Source organism: Promicromonospora vindobonensis, assembly GCF_042685865.1.
In the GTDB taxonomy this organism is placed as follows: Bacteria; Actinomycetota; Actinomycetes; order Actinomycetales; family Cellulomonadaceae; genus Promicromonospora; species Promicromonospora vindobonensis.
In genome coordinates, this window is record NZ_JBHUOG010000002.1 from 213,309 (window position 1) to 233,878 (window position 20,570).

The 20,570-nt window shown below is 70.9% G+C and carries 20 protein-coding genes; 12 read left to right on the top strand and 8 right to left on the bottom strand.

Annotation, left to right across the window (positions count from 1 at the left end; genetic code table 11):
• The first annotated feature begins 50 nt into the window (after positions 1-50).
• On the top strand, positions 51-2,390 hold the full coding sequence (locus ACFS27_RS14205) for a RelA/SpoT family protein (RefSeq protein ID WP_377184063.1): 2,340 nt from the start codon (positions 51-53) through the stop codon (positions 2,388-2,390).
• Positions 2,391-2,465: 75 nt separating this feature from the next.
• On the opposite strand, the gene ACFS27_RS14210 is transcribed toward ACFS27_RS14205, so the two are convergent.
• Together ACFS27_RS14210 and ACFS27_RS14215 are read right to left on the bottom strand one after the other, a co-directional pair.
• Complete coding sequence (locus ACFS27_RS14210; RefSeq protein WP_377184065.1) at positions 2,466-3,623, bottom strand: ATP-dependent DNA ligase; 1,158 nt, start codon at positions 3,621-3,623, stop codon at positions 2,466-2,468.
• 15 nt (positions 3,624-3,638) lie between these two features.
• The gene (locus ACFS27_RS14215) at positions 3,639-4,202 is read right to left on the bottom strand and encodes a dihydrofolate reductase family protein (protein ID WP_377184067.1); all 564 of its coding nucleotides are present in this window, start codon (positions 4,200-4,202) and stop codon (positions 3,639-3,641) included.
• Between the two features lie 109 nt (positions 4,203-4,311).
• Here ACFS27_RS14215 and ACFS27_RS14220 point away from each other — a divergent pair, with 109 nt between their 5' ends.
• Entirely contained in the window at positions 4,312-4,581 is a 270-nt protein-coding gene (locus tag ACFS27_RS14220) for a DUF7218 family protein (RefSeq protein ID WP_377184069.1), read from the top strand.
• A 12-nt stretch (positions 4,582-4,593) separates the two neighbouring features.
• On the opposite strand, the gene ACFS27_RS14225 is transcribed toward ACFS27_RS14220, so the two are convergent.
• The 4 genes from ACFS27_RS14225 to ACFS27_RS14240 form a co-directional block, all read right to left on the bottom strand.
• Positions 4,594-5,685: a DNA polymerase domain-containing protein gene (locus tag ACFS27_RS14225; RefSeq protein ID WP_377184071.1), complete on the bottom strand. Its 1,092-nt coding sequence runs from the start codon at positions 5,683-5,685 to the stop codon at positions 4,594-4,596.
• Between the two features lie 9 nt (positions 5,686-5,694).
• Positions 5,695-6,315, bottom strand: a complete 621-nt coding sequence (locus ACFS27_RS14230) for a hypothetical protein (RefSeq protein WP_377184073.1) — start codon at positions 6,313-6,315, stop codon at positions 5,695-5,697.
• Between the two features lie 72 nt (positions 6,316-6,387).
• Complete coding sequence (locus ACFS27_RS14235; RefSeq protein ID WP_377184075.1) at positions 6,388-8,409, bottom strand: DUF349 domain-containing protein; 2,022 nt, start codon at positions 8,407-8,409, stop codon at positions 6,388-6,390.
• A complete protein-coding gene (locus tag ACFS27_RS14240) occupies positions 8,406-9,185 on the bottom strand; it encodes a peptidylprolyl isomerase (RefSeq protein WP_377184077.1) in 780 nt (259 codons plus the stop codon). Before ACFS27_RS14240 ends, ACFS27_RS14235 begins: the two co-directional genes overlap by 4 nt.
• A gap of 204 nt (positions 9,186-9,389) precedes the next feature.
• On the opposite strand from ACFS27_RS14240, the gene ACFS27_RS14245 reads away from it, so the two are divergent.
• The 4 genes from ACFS27_RS14245 (at position 9,390) to ACFS27_RS14260 (ending at position 13,132) form a co-directional block, all read left to right on the top strand.
• A complete protein-coding gene (locus ACFS27_RS14245; protein WP_377184079.1) occupies positions 9,390-10,052 on the top strand; it encodes an MBL fold metallo-hydrolase in 663 nt (220 codons plus the stop codon).
• 77 nt (positions 10,053-10,129) lie between these two features.
• Positions 10,130-11,509, top strand: a complete 1,380-nt coding sequence (gene hisS / locus ACFS27_RS14250; protein ID WP_377184081.1) for a histidine--tRNA ligase — start codon at positions 10,130-10,132, stop codon at positions 11,507-11,509.
• A 68-nt stretch (positions 11,510-11,577) separates the two neighbouring features.
• Positions 11,578-12,699, top strand: coding sequence for an Rv2578c family radical SAM protein (locus ACFS27_RS14255; RefSeq protein WP_377184083.1), 1,122 nt, complete (start codon positions 11,578-11,580; stop codon positions 12,697-12,699).
• Positions 12,700-12,787: 88 nt separating this feature from the next.
• Entirely contained in the window at positions 12,788-13,132 is a 345-nt protein-coding gene (locus ACFS27_RS14260; protein WP_377184085.1) for a GNAT family N-acetyltransferase, read from the top strand.
• Positions 13,133-13,325: 193 nt separating this feature from the next.
• On the opposite strand, the gene ACFS27_RS14265 is transcribed toward ACFS27_RS14260, so the two are convergent.
• Positions 13,326-14,540, bottom strand: coding sequence for a pyridoxal phosphate-dependent aminotransferase (locus ACFS27_RS14265; protein ID WP_377184087.1), 1,215 nt, complete (start codon positions 14,538-14,540; stop codon positions 13,326-13,328).
• A gap of 43 nt (positions 14,541-14,583) precedes the next feature.
• The gene (locus ACFS27_RS14270; RefSeq protein WP_377184089.1) at positions 14,584-15,051 is read right to left on the bottom strand and encodes a PPOX class F420-dependent oxidoreductase; all 468 of its coding nucleotides are present in this window, start codon (positions 15,049-15,051) and stop codon (positions 14,584-14,586) included.
• Positions 15,052-15,086: 35 nt separating this feature from the next.
• On the opposite strand from ACFS27_RS14270, the gene ACFS27_RS14275 reads away from it, so the two are divergent.
• The 6 genes from ACFS27_RS14275 (at position 15,087) to ACFS27_RS14300 (ending at position 20,545) form a co-directional block, all read left to right on the top strand.
• Complete coding sequence (locus ACFS27_RS14275; RefSeq protein ID WP_377184091.1) at positions 15,087-15,785, top strand: FadR/GntR family transcriptional regulator; 699 nt, start codon at positions 15,087-15,089, stop codon at positions 15,783-15,785.
• A 126-nt stretch (positions 15,786-15,911) separates the two neighbouring features.
• The gene (locus ACFS27_RS14280) at positions 15,912-16,913 is read left to right on the top strand and encodes a C4-dicarboxylate TRAP transporter substrate-binding protein (protein ID WP_377184093.1); all 1,002 of its coding nucleotides are present in this window, start codon (positions 15,912-15,914) and stop codon (positions 16,911-16,913) included.
• A complete protein-coding gene (locus ACFS27_RS14285; RefSeq protein WP_377184095.1) occupies positions 16,910-17,437 on the top strand; it encodes a TRAP transporter small permease in 528 nt (175 codons plus the stop codon). Before ACFS27_RS14280 ends, ACFS27_RS14285 begins: the two co-directional genes overlap by 4 nt.
• Complete coding sequence (locus ACFS27_RS14290; RefSeq protein WP_377184097.1) at positions 17,434-18,732, top strand: TRAP transporter large permease; 1,299 nt, start codon at positions 17,434-17,436, stop codon at positions 18,730-18,732. The genes ACFS27_RS14285 and ACFS27_RS14290 overlap by 4 nt, the downstream gene beginning before the upstream one ends.
• Complete coding sequence (locus ACFS27_RS14295) at positions 18,729-19,490, top strand: SDR family NAD(P)-dependent oxidoreductase (protein WP_377184099.1); 762 nt, start codon at positions 18,729-18,731, stop codon at positions 19,488-19,490. Before ACFS27_RS14290 ends, ACFS27_RS14295 begins: the two co-directional genes overlap by 4 nt.
• Complete coding sequence (locus ACFS27_RS14300) at positions 19,487-20,545, top strand: Ldh family oxidoreductase (RefSeq protein WP_377184101.1); 1,059 nt, start codon at positions 19,487-19,489, stop codon at positions 20,543-20,545. The genes ACFS27_RS14295 and ACFS27_RS14300 overlap by 4 nt, the downstream gene beginning before the upstream one ends.
• The last annotated feature ends 25 nt before the right edge of the window (positions 20,546-20,570 follow it).

The window sequence follows — 20,570 nt, forward strand, 5'->3', positions numbered from 1 at the left end:
CAGGGCTAGACTGGCGACTCCGGGTTCGACCCGGGGAAGGAGGCGCGTACATGGCTGAGAACACGGTGTCACGCGCTCCTGTGCCCGAGAAGAATCCGCCGACGCCGCCCGGTGGCAACCGCATGCGGAACCGGCTGGTGCGCCTCGGGGTGCGCAGCGTGAGCGGCGGTACGCCCGCGGCGATCGAGCCGCTGCTGCAGGCGATCCGCAGCAACCACCCCAAGTCCGACGTGGCGCTGATCGAGCGCGCGTACGTGGTCGCGGAGAAGGCGCACCGCGGACAGATGCGCAAGAGCGGCGACCCCTACATCACGCACCCCGTCGCCGTCTCGACGATCCTGGCCGAGCTCGGCTTCGAGGGCACGACGATCGCCGCCGCTCTGCTGCACGACACGGTGGAGGACACCGACTACTCCCTGGACACGCTGCGTGGCGAGTTCGGCGACGACGTCGCGCTGCTGGTGGACGGTGTCACCAAGCTCGACAAGGTGAAGTACGGCGATGCCGCGCAGGCGGAGACCGTGCGCAAGATGGTCGTCGCGATGGCCAAGGACATCCGGGTGCTGGTCATCAAGCTGGCCGACCGCCTGCACAACGCCCGCACCTGGAAGTACGTGCCGAGCAAGTCCGCGGAGCGCAAAGCGCGCGAGACGGTCGAGATCTACGCGCCCCTGGCCCACCGGCTGGGTATGAACACGATCAAGTGGGAGCTGGAGGACCTGTCCTTCCAGGCCCTGTACCCCAAGGTGTACGACGAGATCGTGCACCTCGTGGCCGAGCGGGCCCCCGCGCGCGAGGAGTACCTCGGCGTGGTGAAGGGCCAGATCGAGTCCGACCTGCGCAGCTCCAAGATCAAGGCCACCGTGACGGGCCGGCCGAAGCACTACTACTCGATCTACCAGAAGATGATCGTCCGCGGTCACGACTTCGCGGAGATCTACGACCTGGTCGGCACCCGGGTCCTCGTGGACACGGTGCGCGACTGCTACGCGGCGCTCGGCGCCATGCACGCGCGGTGGAACCCGGTTCCCGGCCGGTTCAAGGACTACATCGCGATGCCGAAGTTCAACATGTACCAGTCGCTGCACACGACCGTGATCGGTCCGGGCGGCAAGCCGGTCGAGATCCAGATCCGTACGCACGACATGCACCGCCGGGCCGAGTACGGCGTCGCGGCACACTGGAAGTACAAGGAGAAGACGCCCGCCGGCGCGGGTGCCCACGACCCGAAGAACCAGGACATGGCGTGGCTGCGCCAGCTCGTGGACTGGCAGCGCGAGACCGCCGACCCCGCGGAGTTCCTCGACTCGCTGCGGTTCGAGATCGGCGGCGACGAGGTCTACGTCTTCACGCCGAAGGGCATGGCGATGGCTCTTCCCGGTGGGGCGACGCCGGTCGACTTCGCGTACGCCGTCCACACCGAGGTCGGCCACCGCACGATGGGTGCCCGGGTGAACGGCCGCCTCGTGCCGCTGGACTCGCCGCTGGAGAACGGCGACGTCATCGACATCCTCACCTCCAAGTCGGAGACGGCGGGGCCGAGCCGGGACTGGCTCGGGTTCGTGAAGTCGCCGCGGGCGCGGAACAAGATCCGCCAGTGGTTCACCAAGGAGCGCCGCGAGGAAGCCGTCGAGACCGGCAAGGACTCCATCGCCAAGTCCATGCGCAAGCAGGGCCTGCCGATCCAGCGCCTCATGTCGCACGAGACCCTGGTCGGGGTCGCGAACGAGATGAACTATCAGGACGTGTCCGCGCTGTACGCGGCCGTCGGCGAGGGACAGGTCTCGTCCGCCCACGTGGTGGAGAAGCTCGTCAAGGCGCTCGGCGGCGCCGACGGCGCGGAGGAGGACGTCGCCGAGGCGACCCGGCCAGGCGGCCTCACCGCCCGGCGGGTGCGGTCGGGCGACCCGGGCGTGATGCTCAAGGGCTCGGACTCCGCCGACGTGTGGGTCAAGCTCGCCAAGTGCTGTACCCCGGTGCCCGGCGACGACATCGTCGGGTTCGTCACCCGTGGTCAGGGCGTCAGCGTGCACCGCACGGACTGCGTGAACCTGGACGGGCTGCGGAAGCAGCCGGAGCGGCTGGTCGAGGTCGAGTGGACCCAGGGCGCCAACACGATGTTCCTGGTCCAGATCCAGGTCGAGGCGCTGGACCGGTCGCGGCTCCTGTCGGACGTGACGCGGGTGCTGTCCGAGAACCACGTGAACATCCTGTCGGCCTTCGTCTCGACGTCGGACGACCGGCTGGCGGTCTCCCGGTTCATCTTCGAGATGGCCGAGCCCGCGCACCTCGCGACGGTGCTCACCGCGGTCCGGAAGGTCGAGGGCGTGTTCGACGTGCACCGCATCACCGGCACCAAGCCGGTGGAGCGGACCCAGCTGCCGGTCTGACCGCCCCGGCGGGCTCGACCACCCGCTGGTCGAGCCCGCCGGTACCTGTGCTCGCTCGGCGGGGAGCGCCAGGGCTCAGGCCGTGCCGGGCGCGCCGGGGAGCAGCTCCCCCAGGTCGTAGCGGACCGGCTCCTCCAGCTGCGCATAGGTGCACGACTCCGGCTCCCGGTCCGGCCGCCAGCGCTTGAACTGAGCGGTGTGCCGGAACCTCGTGCCCTCCATGTGGTCGTAGCCGACCTCGAGCACGCGCTCGGGACGCAGGGGCGTGAACGACAGGTCCTTGCCGGAGCTCCAGCGCGACTGTGCCCCGGGCAGCCGGTCACCGGCCTCGGCCTTCGTCGGGTCGGTCCAGCCGTGCCAGGGATGCTCGTCGGCCGCCGGCGTGCCCGGCTCCACGACGAGGGGCGCCAGCTCGCCGACGAGCTCCGTGCGCCGGGTCGCCGAGAACGACGCGGCGACGCCGACGAACTGGAGCCGCGGCCCGTCGTCGGACTCGTCCCACAGGCCCAGCAGCAGTGAGCCCAGCACGGGCTGCTCGGGGGTCGACGTCTTGTGCAACCGGTAGCCCGCCAGCACGACGTCGGCCGTGCGGGTGTGCTTGATCTTCAGCATGGCGCGCTTGTTGGGCGCGTAGGGGCCGTCGGCGAGCTTGGCGACCACGCCGTCCAGGCCTGCGCCCTCGAACGAGCCGAACCACTCCTCGGCCACCGCTGCGTCCGCGGTGCGCGGTGTCGCGAACACGAGCGGACCGGTCAGCCCCAGCCCGTCCAGGGCCTCGAGCCGCTCCGCGAGGGGCCGGTCCATGAGGGACTCGTCTCCCAGCGCGAGGACGTCGAACACCACCAGCGCGGCGGGTGTCGTCTCGGCGAGCATGTTCACGCGCGATGCAGCGGGGTGGATGCGCTGGGACAGCAGCTCGAAGTTCAGGTGCGCAGGGCCGCCGCCCGGCGTCTGCGCGATGACGATCTCGCCGTCGACCACGCACCGTTCCGGGAGCGCCTCGAGGACGGCGGCGACGACGTCCGGGAAGTAGCGGTCCATCGGCTTCGCGTTGCGTGAGTCGATCCGCACCTCGGAGCCGTCGCGGTACACGATGGCGCGGAAGCCGTCCCACTTGGGTTCGTAGACGTAGGCGGCGCCCGCGTCGGCGGACGGCTGGGCAGGGACCGCCGCGACACTCTTGGCGAGCATCGGCCGGACCGGAGGCTGCACGGGTAGGTTGAGTGTGGTCACAGGTACGAGCCTGCCTCAGCGCGGCGCGTAGTGCAGGTAGACGCACCCGCTCGCGAACGTCCGGGTGTCGACGAGACGCAGGCTGAGCCGCGCATCGGACGGCAGCGCCGACAGACCACCGCCCAGGACCTCCGGGTAGACGAAGAACCGGAAGTCGTCGACGAGACCCGCTCGGATGGCGTCGGCGGCCACGGTGGGGCCGCCGACGGAGACGGCACCGGGTGCGCAGTCGGTGATCCGGCGCAGCTCGCCGAGCTGCAAGTCACGCACGATCCGGGTGCGGGCCGACGTGATGGCCTCCTCGGGGAGGGACGACGACGCGACGACCTTCTCCATGCCCCGCCAGATCTCCGCGTAGCGCGTCGAGTGCGGGTCCGGGTCGGGACCAGGTTCGTAGGTCTCCCAGTAGACCATCGTCTCGTACATGCGCCGGCCGTGGACGTAGACGGCGACGTCCGACTCGATCTCGTTGATGAACGCGAGCACCTCGTCGGTGGGATCGGTCCAGTCGAACCTCCCGTCGGTGTCGACGGTGTACCCGTCGGCGGACATGTTCGCGAAGTAGCTCAGGGTCCCCATGCCTCGTCCGACGGCGCGGCGGGCCGGAACTCATCGGTGCGCGAGGTGCGAGCCGCTCCGGGCCGGGCCATCGTGGGGGTGAACGGTCAGTCCGAGCGGAGGAGCAACCATGCCGAAGCGTGACCCAGGCCCGAGCGTCAAGGACAAGGAGCTGTACGAGAAGCTGCGCGACGACGGCAACTCCAAGGAGAAGGCGGCGCGGATCGCGAACGCCGCGGCAGGCTCGTCCCGCAAGAGCGTCGGTCACAAGGGTGGCAAGTCGCCCGAGTACGACGACTGGTCGGTCGAGGACCTGCGCAAGCGCGCGGCCGAGATCGGTATCGAGGGCCGGTCCAAGATGCGCAAGGGCGAGCTCATCAAGGCGCTGCGCAACCACTGACCCGTCGTGGTCTCAGTCCTTTGACCTGTCGCGGTCCTTGTCGCGGCTGGGCTGCACGCGCTTGGGCTCGCCCGGCATCTTCGGGTACTCCGGCGGGTAGGGCAGGTCCTCGAGGCCCTCGGCCTCGTCGCGGACCGCGAGCTCGAGAGCGGCGTCCAACGAGCAGTCCAGACCCGGGTCCCGGTCGGCCCGCAGCGCGGCGAACAGGTCGCCGCGCTCGGCGAACCGCGCCGGTGCGCTCAGGACGTCGAAGTCGTCCGGGTGCACCTCGGCGACCTCGTCCCAGTCCAGCGGCATGGAGACCGTGGCGTTCCCGTTGGCGCGGATCGAGTAGGCGGAGGCGATGGTCCGGTCGCGAGCCATCTGGTTGTAGTCGACGAAGATGGCCTCGCCCCGCTCCTCCTTCCACCACCGGGTGGTGACCTGGCCGGGCAGCCTGCGCTCCAGCTCCCGCCCGATGGCGATGGTGGCCCGCCGCCCTTCCGTGAACGTCCACCGCGGCTCCAGCGGCACGAAAACGTGCAGCCCTCGCCCGCCGGACGTCTTGGGATACCCGGTCAGGTTCAGCTCGCCCAGCAGCTCCCGCAGGTGCGGGGCCACGGCGGCCGCCTCGTCGAAGCTGGTGCCGGGCTGCGGGTCCAGGTCGATGCGGAGCTGGTCGACCGCCTCGACGTCGTCGCGCCGCACCGGCCACGGGTGGAACGTCAGCGTGCCCATGTTGGCGGCCCAGGCGACCACCGCAGGCTCCGTGGGGCACACCTCGTCGGCCGTCCGCCCCGACGGGAACGCGATGGTCGCCGTCTCGACGTAGTCCGGTGCGCCCTTCGGGACACGCTTCTGGTAGAAGCCGTCGCCCTTCGGGTCGTTCGGCTTCGGCATGCGCGTGGCGAGGTGCGCGCCCTCGTGCCAGCCCTTGGGCCAGCGCTCCAGCGTCGTCGGGCGGTGCAGGAGGGCACCGGTGATGCCGTCCGACACGGCGACGAAGTACTCGACGACCTGGAGCTTGGTGATTCCACGGGGGAAGACGACGCGGTCGGGGCTCGTGACGCGCACCGTGCGGCCTGCGACGTCGAGCTCCACTGCGGGTGTCTTGGATCCGGCCATGCCAAGAACCTAGACCCCCAGCAGCTTCTGCGCTGCCGCGAGCGCCCGGTGTGCCGCGGGTCGGCCGATCACGCGTGCCCGCCGGTCGAGCTGCCGCGCCGCGTGCCGTAGGTCCACACCACGCCCCGCCAGGGCGACGAGCACGGGCACCGCCGCCTCCGGCGGCGCCGTGCACGCGACGTCGACGGCGGTGCGAACCATCCCGGTGACCGCCACGCCGGCGAGCAGGACCGTGTCCCGCGTGAGCCCTGGTGCGCGCCGCGTGACCCGTCCGGGGCGGGCCGCCGGGTAGTGGGTGTCGGGGGCGTAGGCGAGCTCGACCGGCGCGTCGGCCGGCCAGGCAGGTGCCGCACCGCCGTCGTACAGCCCCGTGTGCACCCAGGCGGCCGTCGAGGCGGCCAGGACACACCGTGCGGGCACGTCGCCCGCCAGCGCCAGGGCCCGGTGCGGGGACTCGACGACCGAGCCGGACGCGACCGCCACGCCGTCGTGCAGAACCGCCAGGGCACCGGAACGCCGCAGGTCGGACCAGGCCACCGGGCCGCCGACGTGCGCGGGTGTCACCACGAGCGGCGCGGGCGCCGGCCGGGGGTCAAGGAGCGCGGCGAGGGAGGTGCACGGTGACGACATGCGCAGAAACCTATGCGCAGCGGGCCCGGTCGCGCAGTGCGACCGGGCCCGCTGTGGACAACTCGGGAGGGGTCAGCCCCGTGAGTCCTCCGCGGCCTTGACTACCTGCTCGAGCCACGAGCGACGGGCCGCGACCGCGGCCTCCAGCTCGGCGACCTTGCGCTTGTCACCCTTGGCCTGGGCGGCCGCGAGCTCCTCCTCGAGACCGGCGATCGCAGACTCGAGCTGCGCGGCAGCACCCTCGGCACGCGCACGCGTCTCCGGGTTGCTGCGCTTCCACTGCGCCTGGTCGGCGTCACGGACAGCGGTCTCGACCGCCCGCAGCCGGCCCTCGACGCGCTGGATGTCGCCGCGCGGGACCTTGCCGGCCTCTTCCCAACGCTCCTGGATGGCGCGCAGCGCGGCCTTGGCCTTGTTCAGGTCCTTGACCGGGACCAGCGCCTCAGCCTCGGCGAGCAGCTCCTCCTTGACCTTCAGGTTCTCGCCGTACTCCGCGTCGATGACCGCGTTCTCCGCGTCCCGAGCCTGGAAGAAGCGGTCCTGAGCAGCCCGGAAACGGGCCCAGAGGGCGTCGTCGTCCTTGCGGGACGCACGGCCCGCCGCCTTCCACCGCGTCATGAGGTCGCGGTAGGCGCCGGCGGTGTAACCCCAGTCGGTGCTGGTGGACAGCGACTCCGCCTCGGAGACCAGCTTCTCCTTCTCGATCTTGGCGGCGCTGTTGCGCTGCTCCAGGTCGGCGAAGAAGTGCCGGCGCTCGCGGTCGAACGCGGTGCGGGCGTGGCTGAACCGCTTCCAGAGCGACTCCTCCGTGGGGCGGTCGATGCGTGGACCGGAGCGCTGAGCGTCCTTCCAGCGGTCCAGCAGGGTACGCAGCTCCTCGCCCGCGGGACGCCACTGCATCTTGCTCGGGTCGGTCGCCGCGATCTTCTCGGCGGCCTCCACGATCGAGGTGCGGGCGGCGACGGCCTCGGCCTTCGCGGCGGAGCGCGCCTCCTCGAGCGCCGCCCGGCGCTCGGTAGCACGGCCGCGCAGCGCCTCGACCTGGCCACGCAGGGCGTCCAGGTCGCCGACGGCGGCAGGCTCAGCAGTCTCCTCGCCGAGCTTCTGGAGCGTCTGGTCGATCTCGCGCACCGACAGGTCGGCGCTCTCCAGACGGGCCTCGAACAGGCCGACCTTCGCGGCCAGGTCGAGGTACCGGCGCACGTACAGCGCCAGCGCCTCCTCGGTGGTGACACCAGGGAACTGCCCGACGATGCGCTCGCCCGCTGCCTCGCGGACGTACACGTTGCCGTCGTCGTCCACCCGGCCGAACTTCTCCGCCTCGGCATGCGCGGCGGCGTCGGCCGCCACCGGTACCACCGGGGCCGGTGCGGCGGCGGGAGCAGCCTGCGCAGCGGGAGCCGACGGCACGCCCGGCTTGGGCGGACGCGGCCTCGCGAGCGCTGCCGGCGTCGGGATCGTCGACGGCTTCGCCGTCGCAGGCTCGGGAGCCGGAGCGGGCGCCTCCTCGGCAGGCGTCGCGGCGTCGGTCGCCGGTGCCTCCTCGGGAGTAGCCGTCTCGGTCTCGGTCTCGGCCTCTGCCGTCGGAGCTTCCTCGGCAGGAGCTTCCTCGGTCACGGTCTCTGCCGTCGGAGCCTCTTCAGCGGTCGGCTCTGCAGCGGTCGGCTCCTCGGTGGGGGCCTCCTCCGTCGGAGCCTCCTCCTGCACGGGCGCCTCAGCGGCAGGAGCCTCGTCAGCGGCCGCGGGCGCGGCTGCCTCGTGCGTAGGAGCCTCGGCCACGGCGGCTTCCTCCGCGGGAGCCTCCTGCGCCGGAGCATCCTGTGCAGGGGCCTCAGGAGCTTCCTCCGTCGAAGCCTCCTGTGCGGGGGCCTCTGCGGCGGCCGGCTCCTGGACGGGGGCCTCAGGAGCCGCCTCCACGGTCTCCTCCGGTGCCTCCACCTCAGCTGCCTCGGCCGCCTCGGCCGTCTCAGGTGCCTCGGCTGCCTCACTCACCGCCTCGGCGGGAGATTCGGCTGCGGTCGGAGTCTCGGCCACTGGCTCGGCGGGCGCGTCCTGCTGGACGGGCTCGGACGAGCGAGAAGTGGGTTCGCTCACTGGGTCTCAACTCCTTCGATGGTGACCGGGGTGGCGGGCGCAACAGATGCGCCGCCCGCCGTTCCCGCGTCAGCGACTGCCCGGACGAAGTCCAGGCCGGATGTGATCGTGCCGAAGACCGTGTACCCGCCGGCGGCGTCGGAGGGGATGGTCGATTCCTCGTAGACGAGGAAGAACTGGGAGCCCATGGACTCTGCGTCGCCGCCGCGGCGCGCCATCGCGACCGTGCCGGCGGGGTAGACGTCGTTCTCCGGGGCGTTCTCGATCGGCCCGAAGTTGTAGCCAGGGCCGCCCGAGCCGGTGAAGGTCGGGTCGCCGCACTGGAGCACGTGGATACCCTCCGTGACGAGGCGGTGGCAGCCGGTGCCGTCGAAGTAGCCGCCCTGGGCGAGCGTGACGAAGCTGGCGACCGCCTGCGGGGCGCCCTTGCCGTCGAGCTCCAGGACGATGTCGGCCTCGGTGTCGCCGGAGCAGGCCTGCAGCGTGACGGTCCAGGTGCGGTCCTCGGCGACCGACGGGTCGGCCAGCTCGTAGTCGTCCCGCGCCTCCTCGACACCCGCCGGGCAAGCCCCGGCGGCGTCATCGGACGCGGCGCCCCCGCCGTTGTCGTCGACCAGGGCAGCGATCACGAAGGCGCCGACGAGCGCGAGCACCGTGACCAGCGCGATCAGTGCCCACAGGCGCTGCTTGCGGGCACGCTTGGCTGCCAGCCGCTGTGCCTGCTTCTCCGCCTGCCTGGCCTGCTGCGCGCGCTGCCGCTGCTTGGTGGACGCCACCGCGTTCCCTTCTCCGTGCTCTCTCGTGCTCGCCTTGACCCGGGGCTTGGCCACGCTGGACCGATTCACTGCCGGATCCGGGGCGAATCACCCCGTGCGGGGACAGTGTAGGCATCGGATGCCAGGTCATACTGTTCGAGCGGTTTCGCCGACGGGTGAAGATGCGGTCTGCCAGCGAGAACATCTGCCGTTAACGTTGGCGCCGTGGAGCTCCGTGTGGTCGTCGCACCAGTGTTCGGGACCAACTGCTGCGTGGTGTCCTCCGGCACCGACTGCGTGGTGGTCGACGCGGGCGCAGGAGTGGCAGACGCCGTCGCGCGGCTCGTCGACTCCGACGGCCTCACGCCCCGCGCCGTCCTGGCCACGCACGGCCACGCCGACCACACGTGGGACGCCGGAGAGCTGTGCGCACGGTACGAGATCCCGATGCGCCTGCACGAGGCTGACGCCTATCGCCTCGCGGACCCCTTCGGCACCCTCAGTCCCGCGCTGGAGGCAGCGCTCGGCCTGCACCGCGACGACTACCGGGCGCCCGCCGTCGTCGAACCGTTCGCCACCCCCGGCGGCTCGGCAGTGCTCACCTTCGGCCAGGTCACCCTGCACGCCCTGCACGCGCCGGGCCACACAGAGGGCTCGACGCTCTACCGCTCCGACGGCGAGGTGATCCTCACCGGCGACGTCCTGTTCGCGGGTTCCGTCGGCCGCACCGACCTGCACGGCGGATCCGGCCAGGTGATGGGGGAGACGCTGCGTTCCGTCGTGCGCGGCCTGGACCCGGCGCTCGCCGTCGTGCCGGGGCACGGACCCGCCACGACCGTGGCGCGCGAGCTGGAGACCAACCCGTTCCTCGCCGCGGGACGTGCGTGAGGGTGTAGGTCGGCCGGCAGGTGCCGGCTGTGGAAAAGCCGGGCTGAGCGCTCCGTGATCGTGGGAAGATCTGTGGCATGGCAAAGCCCACTCCTCTCTCCGGTTTCCCCGAATGGCTCCCTGACGGTCGCATCGTCGAGCAGCACGTCCTCGACACCCTGCGGCACACCTTCGAGCTGCACGGGTTCGCCGGGATCGAGACGCGGGCCGTGGAGCCGCTGGACCAGCTTCTCCGGAAGGGCGAGACCTCCAAGGAGGTCTACGTGCTCTCTCGGCTGCAGGACGAGGACGGCGCAGGCCGTGCGAGCTCCGAGAAGCAGCTCGGGCTGCACTTCGACCTGACCGTGCCGTTCGCGCGCTACGTGCTGGAGAACGCGGGCAAGCTCGCGTTCCCCCTGAAGCGCTACCAGATCCAGAAGGTCTGGCGCGGCGAGCGCCCGCAGGAGGGCCGGTTCCGCGAGTTCATCCAGGCCGACATCGACGTCGTCGGTGCGGGGGAGCTGCCGTACCACTTCGAGGTCGAGGCGCCGCTGGTCATGGCGGAGGCGCTCGGCGCACTGGCCGAGATCGGCCTGCCGCCCGTGCGGATCCTGGTGAACAACCGCAGGGTCGCGGAAGGCTTCTACCGCGGCATCGGGCTGGACGACGTCGAAGGCGTGCTGCGCCAGATCGACAAGCTCGACAAGATCGGGCCCGACAAGGTGTCCGAGCTGCTGGTGACCGAGTGCGGCGCGACGGAGGACCAGGCCAAGGCCTGCCTGGCCCTGGCGTCCATCTCGGGATCCGACGTCGGGGTGATCGCCGAGGTGCGTGCGCTCGCCGAGTCGCACGGCGCGGTGACGGAGCTGCTGGAGACCGGTCTTGGCGAGCTGGAGGCGCTGATCGCTGCGGCCTCCCAGCGCGCACCGGGCGTGGTCGTGGCGGACCTGAAGATCGCGCGCGGTCTCGACTACTACACGGGCTCGGTGTACGAGACGGTGCTGGTCGGGCACGAGCAGCTCGGTTCGGTCTGCTCCGGCGGTCGCTACGACACGCTTGCCACCGACGGCAAGAACACCTACCCGGGTGTCGGGCTGTCGATCGGTGTCTCACGCCTGGTGTCGCGCCTGCTGTCCGCTGGGCTGGTGCGGGCGACGCGTTCGGTGCCGTCCGCTGTGCTCGTGGCGGTGTCGTCCGAGGAGCAGCGCGCGGTGTCCGACGCCGTGGCGACCGCCCTGCGGGCCCGCGACATCCCCGTCGAGGTGGCGCCGAGCGCTGCGAAGTTCGGCAAGCAGATCAAGTACGCCGACCGACGCGGCATCCCGTTCGTGTGGTTCCCCGGAACCGCGGGGGAGGACGGTGCCGTAGGCGCTGACCAGGTCAAGGACATCCGCTCCGGTGACCAGATGGATGCCGACGCCGCGACGTGGGAGCCGTCCGCCGAGGACCGCTGGCCGCGGGTGGTCCCGGCCTCCTGACCTGACCCGCGTTCGACGCCGCCGCCGTAGCGACTTGACGTCTGTTCGAACGGATGTTCGAATCAGGTATGCGATGGCATGGTCAGGCGATCAATCATGACGACGGTGCGCTGCCCGGGCTCGAGCTGCCCGGGCTGCGCACCGCCGGGCTGCTGCGCACGGTCCGGTCGCCCGAGTTCGCGGGTGTGACCTTTCACGAGGTGCTGGCCAAGAGCGCGCTGTCGAAGGTGCCGGCGGCGTCGCAGATGCCGTTCCGGTGGACGATCAACCCCTACCGTGGCTGCTCCCATGCCTGCAATTACTGTTTTGCTCGAATTACCCACGAATATTTGGATCTCGACGCCGGGAACGACTTCGACTCCCAGGTCGTCGTCAAGGTCAACGCCGACCAGGTGCTCCGCGCCGAGCTCGCCAAACCCTCCTGGAGCCACGAGGCCGTCGCGCTCGGCACCAACACCGACCCGTACCAGCGGGCAGAGGGCCGCTACCAGCTCATGCCCGGCATCATCTCGGCGCTCGCGGACTCGGGCACGCCGTTCTCGATCCTCACCAAGGGCACGCTCCTGCGACGTGACCTTCCGCTGCTGACGCAGGCCGCCGAGAAGGTCGACGTCGGGCTCGGGGTGTCCCTCGCCTTCGCCGACTCGCCTGCCGGCAGGGAGCTGCAGCAGGCCGTCGAGCCCGGCACGCCGTCGCCACGCGCCCGACTCGACCTGATCCGTGCGATCAGGGCCGCCGGCCTGCCCTGCGGCGTCATGGTCGCGCCGGTCCTGCCGTGGCTCACCGACTCGCTAGCCCACCTCGAACGGCTCCTCGACACCCTGGTCGACGCCGGCGCGACCGGCGTCACCGTCCTGCCCCTGCACCTGCGACCCGGCGCCAGAGAGTGGTACCTGGGCTGGCTCGAGCGGGAACATCCGCACCTGGTGGAGGGCTACGGCCGGGTCTACGCTCGCGGTGCCTACGCGCACAAGGGCTACCGGGACTGGCTCTGGGAGCGAGTACGGCCGCTGATCGACGAGCGCGGGCTGGGCAGCACCGCCATGCACCGCTCCCGGGCCGCCGGAGCGGACGAGGGCAACCAGCACGTGGAGGGCGACTACCCACGGGGTGCGTTCAGCGGGGTGCGGGCCGACGGGGCCGGCGCGGCGTCCGTGGGCGTCGATGTCGGGGGCGAGACGCTGTTCTGAGGCGCCTCCCGCCACCGCTCAGCGACCTACGCCCGGCCGCCGACGCGTGGGTCCCCGTGGCCGTGAACTGCGGCACCACCGTGGGGCCATGGCCGAACTCGTCTCGCACACCGTTGCGCCCGGCGCCCTCGCGGGGACGCCGCAGCCCACGTTCTCGCTGGAGAACGGCGTCGAGCTGCGCGCCGTGATGGCGGTGGGCCAGTGGGCATTCGGCGTGGGTTTCCGGCGTCTCGAGCTGCAGCACTCGACACTGAACCTGGCGTCCTGCCGTGTCGCGGAGAAGGCAGGCTTCGGCTTGGAGGGAAAGCGTCTCGGAGCGGCGCTGCACGCGGACGGGCACCACGACATGCACACCCACGCGCGGTTGGCTGACGCCGACCATCCACCCCTACGCAGTGCGCGCGACACGCCGACGACGGCGTGCAGTACGTAGGGGTCGCCAGGCGCCCGGTGCGCGGTCGAACTTTTGTTGTGCCCCCGGAGTGGACTGTTTCACTCGACGCCATGATCTTGCGTTCGACGGCGTCGCGCCGAGCACGCGCGGCCGATGGTGGGCGCCGGACGCTGACTCCCGTTGGTCGAGCGTGTCGAAACCGGTCTCGACACGCTCGGCCAGCGGGCGGGGCTCAGCCGCGCAGAGTCTCCAGGTGCTCGGCGATGCGGCCGATCGCCTCGGTGAGCACGTCGACGTCGGGCAGCGTCACCAGGCGGAAGTGGTCCGGCTCCGGCCAGTTGAACCCGGTGCCGTGCGTCACCAGGATCTTCTTGGCGCGGAGCAGGCCGATCACGAACGCCTCGTCGTCCTTGATCGGGTACACCTCGGGGTCCAGGCGGGGGAAGCAGTACAGCGCCCCGCGGGGACGGACGGACGTGACGCCCGGGATGTCGTTGAGCAGCTTGTCGGCGAGCATCGACTGCTCGTAGAAGCGCCCGCCGGGCTGGACCAGCTGGTCGATCGACTGGTGGCCGCCCAGTGCCGTCTGGATGGCGTGCTGTGCCGGGACGTTCGCGCACATGCGCATGTTCGCCACGAGGGTGAGGCCCTCGATGAAGTCGGCCGCGCGGTGCTTGGGTCCCGAGATCATGGCCCAGCCCGACCGGTAGCCGCAGATCCGGTACGCCTTGGACAGCCCGCTGAACGTGATGCACAGGACGTCGTCGGCGGCGTAGGTGGCGGTGTGGTGGTGCGTGGCGCCGTCGAACAGGATCTTCTCGTAGATCTCGTCGCTCAGGAGCACCAGGTCGTGCTTGCGCGCCAGCTCCGCGAGGCCCTTGACGGTGGACTCGCTGTACACGGCCCCCGTGGGGTTGTTCGGGTTGATGATCACCAGTGCCTTGGTGGCGGGGGTGATCAGCGACTCGATGTCCTCGAGGTCCGGGTTCCAGCCGTTGGCCTCGTCGCAGCGGTAGTGCACGGGCGTTCCGCCCTGCAGGCTCACGGCCCCGGTCCACAGCGGGTAGTCCGGCGCAGGAACCAGCACCTCGTCGCCGTCGTCGACCAGGGCCTGGAGCACCAGGCTGATCATCTCGGAGACGCCGTTGCCGATGTAGACGTCGTCCACGTGGGTGTCGAGGCCGTGCGACTGGTAGTAGTGCGCCACGGCGGTACGTGCCGAGTAGATGCCACGGCTGTCGCTGTAGCCCTGCGCCTCGGGCAGGTGGTGGATCATGTCCGCGAGGATCGCCTCGGGCGCCTCGAACCCGAACGGGGCGGGGTTGCCGATGTTCAGCTTGAGGATCTTGTGACCCTCGGCCTCCAGTCGGTACGCCTCCTCGAGGATGGGACCCCGGACGTCGTAGCGGACTGACTTCAGCTTGCGGCTCTGCCTGATCTCTCGCACCGGCACATGTTCTCAGACCGTGCGGCCGGCTCGGGCTACGTCGTCACTGCGCGAGCCGCGCGGGGAACCCGCCCGTCGCGATCGGGCCCCAGCGCTCGATGGTGACCCGCACGATCGACTTGCCCTGCTCGACCATGGCAGCGCGGTACTCGTCCCAGTCGGGGTGCTCCTTGCCTGCGGCGGCGCGGAAGTAGTCGACCAGCGGTTCGACGGACTCGGGGACGTCCAGCACCTCGGCGGTGCCGTCCACCTGGACCCACGCCTCGTTGAAGCCCTCGCCGAGCGCCATGAACGACGCCGCGGGCCGCTTCCGCAGGTTCCGCACCTTGGCGCGCTCGGGGTACGTCGAGACGACGACGCGACCCTCGGGGTCCACGCCGTACGTGACGGGGCTGAGCTGCGGGGCGCCGTCGGCCCGGCTGGTCACGAGGATCCCGTTGCGGCGCGAGCGGAGGAACTCCAGCAGCTCCTCACGGGTCACGGTGGTGTTGGTAGCGATCGTCCTGGCCATGCGCGGCAGACTACGCCAGGTGCGATGATGCCTCGGTGGCAACCAGCTCACTGCACCAGCACGTGGCCGACGTCCTGGGACGACAGATCGCCGGCGGGGAGCTGCCCGCAGGCAGCGTGGTCAACCTCGCGGGGCTGGAGAAGGAGAACGGTGTCTCGCGCACGGTCGCGCGCGAGGCGATGCGCCTCCTGGAGTCGCTCGGCATGGTCGAGGCGCGGCGCAGGGTCGGCCTGATCGTCGCCCCCCAGGAGCACTGGAACGTGCTGAGCCCTCAGGTGATCGAGTGGCGTCTGTCGGGCCCCGGACGGGACGCTCAGCTGCGCACGCTCCTGGACCTGAGGGTGGCGGTGGAGCCGACGGCGGCCCGCGGTGCCGCCGACCATGCGACCGACGCCGAGCGGGACCGGCTCGTGGTGCTCGCCGAGCGCCTCGTCGACATGGGACGACAAGGGCTGGGGCAGACCCAGGAGTACCTCGAGACCGACGTCGAGTTCCACCAGACGATGCTGCGGGCGAGCGGCAACGAGATGCTCGCGGCCCTGGACCAGGTGGTCAAGACCGTGATGGTCGGGCGCACGCGGCTCGGCATGTCGCCGTCGGATCCCGTCCATGCCGTGCTGGAGCACCACGTGACAACGGCCCGGGCTATCCGTGAGCGCATGCCGGAGGCCGCGGAGGTGTACTCGCGGCTGCTCGTGTCCCGGGTGCGTGCGGAGTTCGTGCTGCCGGACTGAGGCCGGCTACGGCACGTCGACACCGGGGCACGGATTTAAAAGAGAGTACTTGTTCCTGGAACCGCGGAGTGGCAACATCGTCTATAGGCGAGAATCCGGCGTACAACGTGGTGCGAAGGGGCGATTATGCTCAGTCGACAGAAGGCATTGGTAGTATCTATCGCCGTTGCGGCGGCGATGGGGGGCGCAGGCTGCACGGACGGGCAGGATGCGGGGCAGGGCGAGTACCAGCTCCGCTTCAACCATGTGCTCGCCGAGAGCGAGCCGTTCCACCAGGGTTTCCTCGACTGGGCCGAGGCGGTGGAGGAACGGACCGACGGCGGCCTGACGATCGAGGTCTACCCCGCGGCACAGCTAGGTGTCGAGGAAGACATCATCGAGCAGATCCAGGGTGGCGCGAACATCGGGCAGAACACCGACGCGGCCCGGCTCGGGCAGTACGTCGAGGACATCGCGGTGATGAACGGCCCGTACTTCGCCGACGACCTGGCGGAGGTCGAACGGCTTGCCGAGAGCGAGACGCTGCAGGGGTACCTCGACGAGCTGGAGCAGCAGGGCCTGAAGGTGATCTCGTTCAACTGGGTCCAGACGCACCGGCACTTCTTCACGAACGAGCCGGTCGACACGCCGGAGGACCTCGACGGGCTGCGCATCCGCACACCGGGCTCGCCGATCTGGCAGGAGTCCGTCCGGGCGCTCGGCGCGGAACCGGTAGCCATGGACTTCGGCGAGGTGTACCCGGGGATCCAGCAGGGCGCCGTCGACGGTGCGGAGCTCGTCTACGCCAACATCCCCGGCGGCAATCTCCAGGAAGTGCTGAGCCACGCCAGCGAGACGGGCCACATCCTGCTGATCAACTTCGAGGTGGTGAGCAGCGAGTGGTTCGACTCGTTGCCCACCGAGTACCAGGAGATCCTCGTCGAGGAGGCGGACCGAGCAGGCCTCGCGACGTCGCGGGCCATGGAGGAACAGATCGACGGCATCAAGGCAGAGCTGGTCGAGCAGGGCATGACGATCAACGAGAGCCCTGACGTCGACGCGTTCCGTACGGCGGGCGAGGCGGCCTACGAGACGCTCGGACTCACAGAGGCCAGGGAGCGGATCTGGTCGGAGATCGGCAAGGGATGACCCGCCTCTACGAGAAGCTCGGCCGGGTCGAGCTCCGCTTCACGCAGGCCTGCCTGGTGCTGATGACGCTGCTGGTGCTCGTCTCGGCGACGTCCCGAACGGTCGGGCGCCCGCTGTCCTGGACGGTCGACCTGGCCACGTTCGTGTTCGCGTGGGCGGTGTTCGTCGGGGCCGACGTCGCCTGGCGGCGGGACCGGATGGTGACCATCGACACGCTCGTGGCCCGGTTCCCAGCCCGGCCTCGTACCGGCGTCCGGCTCGCCAACGACCTGCTCATCGCCGTGTTCCTCGTCGCCATGGTGGTGACGGGCGTGCAGCTCGCCGGCGACGCCGCCGACCGGAGCTTCAGCGGCCTGCCGTGGCTCAGCTACACCTGGGTCACGCTGTCCGTACCGGTCGGCTGCCTGCTCATGCTCCTCACGACGCTGCGGAGGATCCACGGCGACGTCGCGACGCTGCGAGCGCCCGGCCCGCCCGGCCCCGCTGGGGAGACTGCCGGCGAGGCGCAAGGAGCCGGCCTGTGATCACCGTCTTCGTGGTCTTCCTGATCCTTGTCGCCCTCGGCATGCCCGTGGCCTTCGCGATCGGTGTCTCGGGATTCCTCTACTACCTGTCGGAGCCCACGGCCGACCTGACCGTCGCCGCCCAGCTCACCCTGACGCAGACGCAGAACTTCGCCATCCTCGCGATACCCCTGTTCGTGCTCGCGGGGAACTTCCTCAACGAGTCCGGGATGACGCGGCGCCTGCTGGACCTGTCGTCCGCCCTCACGGGACACCTGCGCGCGGGCCTCGGCCACGTGAACGTCGTGACGGCGTTCACGATGGGCGGCGTGACCAGCTCGGCGATCGGGGACGCCACGATGTTCGGCCGCGTCCTCGGCCCGGGGATGACCGCCCGCGGCTATGCGCCCGGCTTCGCGGCCGGGCTGATCGGTACCTCCGCGATCATCACCACGCTCGTTCCGCCAGGAACCGGGCTGATCCTGTACGGGACGCTCGGCGAGGTCTCGATCGGCCGCCTCTTCGTCGCGGGCGTGCTGCCGGGCGTCCTCATGGCGCTGCTCCTCATGGCCGCGGTCGGCGTGTCCGCGCACCGGAACGACTATCCGCGCGAGCGCCCCCGCATGTCACCGCCCCGCGAGATCGGTGGGGCCGCGGCCAGGAGCATGTGGGCCCTGATGTTCCCCGTGATCCTGATCCTCGGCCTGAGGTTCGGGTACTTCACGCCGTCCGAGGCGGGTGCGTTCGCCGTCGCGTACGCGGTGCTCGTCGGGGCGCTGTTCTACCGAGAGCTCTCGTGGCAGCGGCTGGGGCGCGCGCTGGCGGACACGGCGGTCGACGTCGGCATGATCATGTTCCTCATCGCCGTCTCCGGCTCGTGGACCCGCGGCCTGACCTGGGACAGGATCCCGCAACGGCTGATGGACGGCCTCCTGGGCATCACGGAGAACCCGACCCTCCTCATGCTGATCCTGGTCGTCGCGCTGCTCGTGGTCGGGATGTTCATGGACTCCACCGTGCTGATCCTCCTGCTCACCACCATGCTCGTCCCCGTGGCGGAGCGCGCCGGGATCGACCCGGTCCACTTCGGGATCGTCATGGTGCTGACGCTCACCCTCGGCCTGCTCACCCCACCGGTCGGCATCGTGATGCTGATCGCCTGCTCGATGTTCGAGACCACCGTCCCGGCCTACCTGCGGCAGTCCGGCTACCTGTTCGGCGCGATCGGAACGCTGCTGCTCGCCGTCATCCTGGTGCCCGAGCTGAGCCTCTGGCTGCCCGACCTCGTGTTCGGGACCACCGGAGCGGCACCATGACCGGCGACCTCACGGGCCGTACCGCGCTCGTGACCGGTGCCGGCGCGGGCATCGGCCGCGAGACCGCGGTGCTGTTCGCGCGCCGCGGCGCAGCCGTCGTCGTCAACGCCCGGAGCGCGGCGAGCAGCGCACGCACCGTCTCGGCCATCCTGGCCGACGGCGGCCGCGCGGCACTCGCCCCCGGTGACGTCGCCGACCCCGCCACGGCCACCGCCGCTGTCGCCACGGCCCTGGAACGGTTCGGCCGCCTCGACGTCCTCGTCAACAACGCCGGCATAGCGATCCCCGGGACCGTCGAGACGACGTCGGACACCGACCTCGAACGCATGCTCGCCGTCAACGTCAAGGGCATGATCCACATGTGCCGCGCCGCGCTGCCCGCGCTGCGCGAGACCCGCGGCGTCATCGTGAACGTCGCCTCCGTGGCCGCTCTCAAAGGGCATCGCGAACGCGCGGTCTACGCGGCGACCAAGGGCGCCACCGTCGCCCTGACCCGGTCCATGGCAGCCGACCACGTCGGCGACGGCATCCGGGTCAACTGCGTCTGCCCAGGGACCACGCTCACCCCGGCGCTCGCGGACAAGATCGCCGCAGCCCCCGATCCGGCCGCGCAGGAGGCGGCCTTCGTCGCGCGTCAGCCGCTCGGCCGCCTGGCTCTGCCCGAGGAGATCGCCGCGGCCATCGCCTACGCGGCGTCGAGCGACGCGGCGTTCATGACCGGCTCGGTGCTGGTCGTCGACGGCGGGATGACGATGTGAGCCCGGCCCTGCGCGTGCCCTGCCGCGAGCTCGAGGAGTTCGCCGTGTCGTGCCTGGTCGCAGCCGGGGCTCCCGTGCAGCACGCGAGGACCGCGGCCGGCCACCTCGTGCGTACCGACGCGTTCGGCGTGCACTCCCACGGGCTGAAGAACCTCGGCGGCTACCTCGACAAGGCACGGCGCGGCGGCCTGGACCTCGCTGCCACGCCGACCACCGTCGTCGACGGGCCCGCGTACTGCCTCCTGGACGCGCACCGGGGCCTTGGCATGGTCGGCGGCCACACCGGGGTGCGCGTCGCCGTCGAGAAGGCGCGGACCACGGGTGTGGCGCTGGTGGTCGTCGGGGAATCCACCCACTTCGGGGCTGCGGGCCTGTACGCGCTCGCGGCCGCCGAGGCCGGGATGGTCGGCATCGTGGGCAGCAACGTGGACCCCAACATGACGGTTCCTGGCGCTCGCGGGAAGGTGCTCGGCAACAACCCGCTCGCCTATGCGGTTCCTGCGGGCCGGCACCCGCCGGTGATGCTGGACATCGCCCTCAGCCAGGTCGCCTCCCTCAAGGTCGTCGCGGCACGCGACGCGGGGGAGCGTGTCCCGGAGGGCTGGATCGTCGACGGCGCCGGCCGGCCCACCACGGACCCGTCGCGCTACCCCGCAGAGGGCGCCATGGTGCCGATGTCGGCGCACAAGGGCTACGGGCTGGCGGTCCTCGTGGACGTCCTGACCGGTGTCCTGGCGTCCGGGCCGACGTCGGACCAGATTCCCTCGTGGCTGTTCGAGCCCGAGGCGCCCAACGGTGTCGCGCACGTCTTCGTCGTGATCGACCCGGTGGTGCTCGGCGGCTCGCCACCGTTCGGGCAGCGGGTCGACGACTACCTCGACCGGCTGCACGCTGCGCCCCTCGCCGGCGGAGCGAGGGAGATCCTCCACCCCGGCCAGCTCGAGTGGCGCCGTCACGAGGACGCGCTCGCGCACGGCGTGGAGCTGCCCGACGACGTGGCGGACGCCCTCGTGAGCACCGGGCGCTGCCTCGGAGTGCGGGTGCCGTGGGGCTGACCGTGCTGTGCGGCTCAGCAGGGCT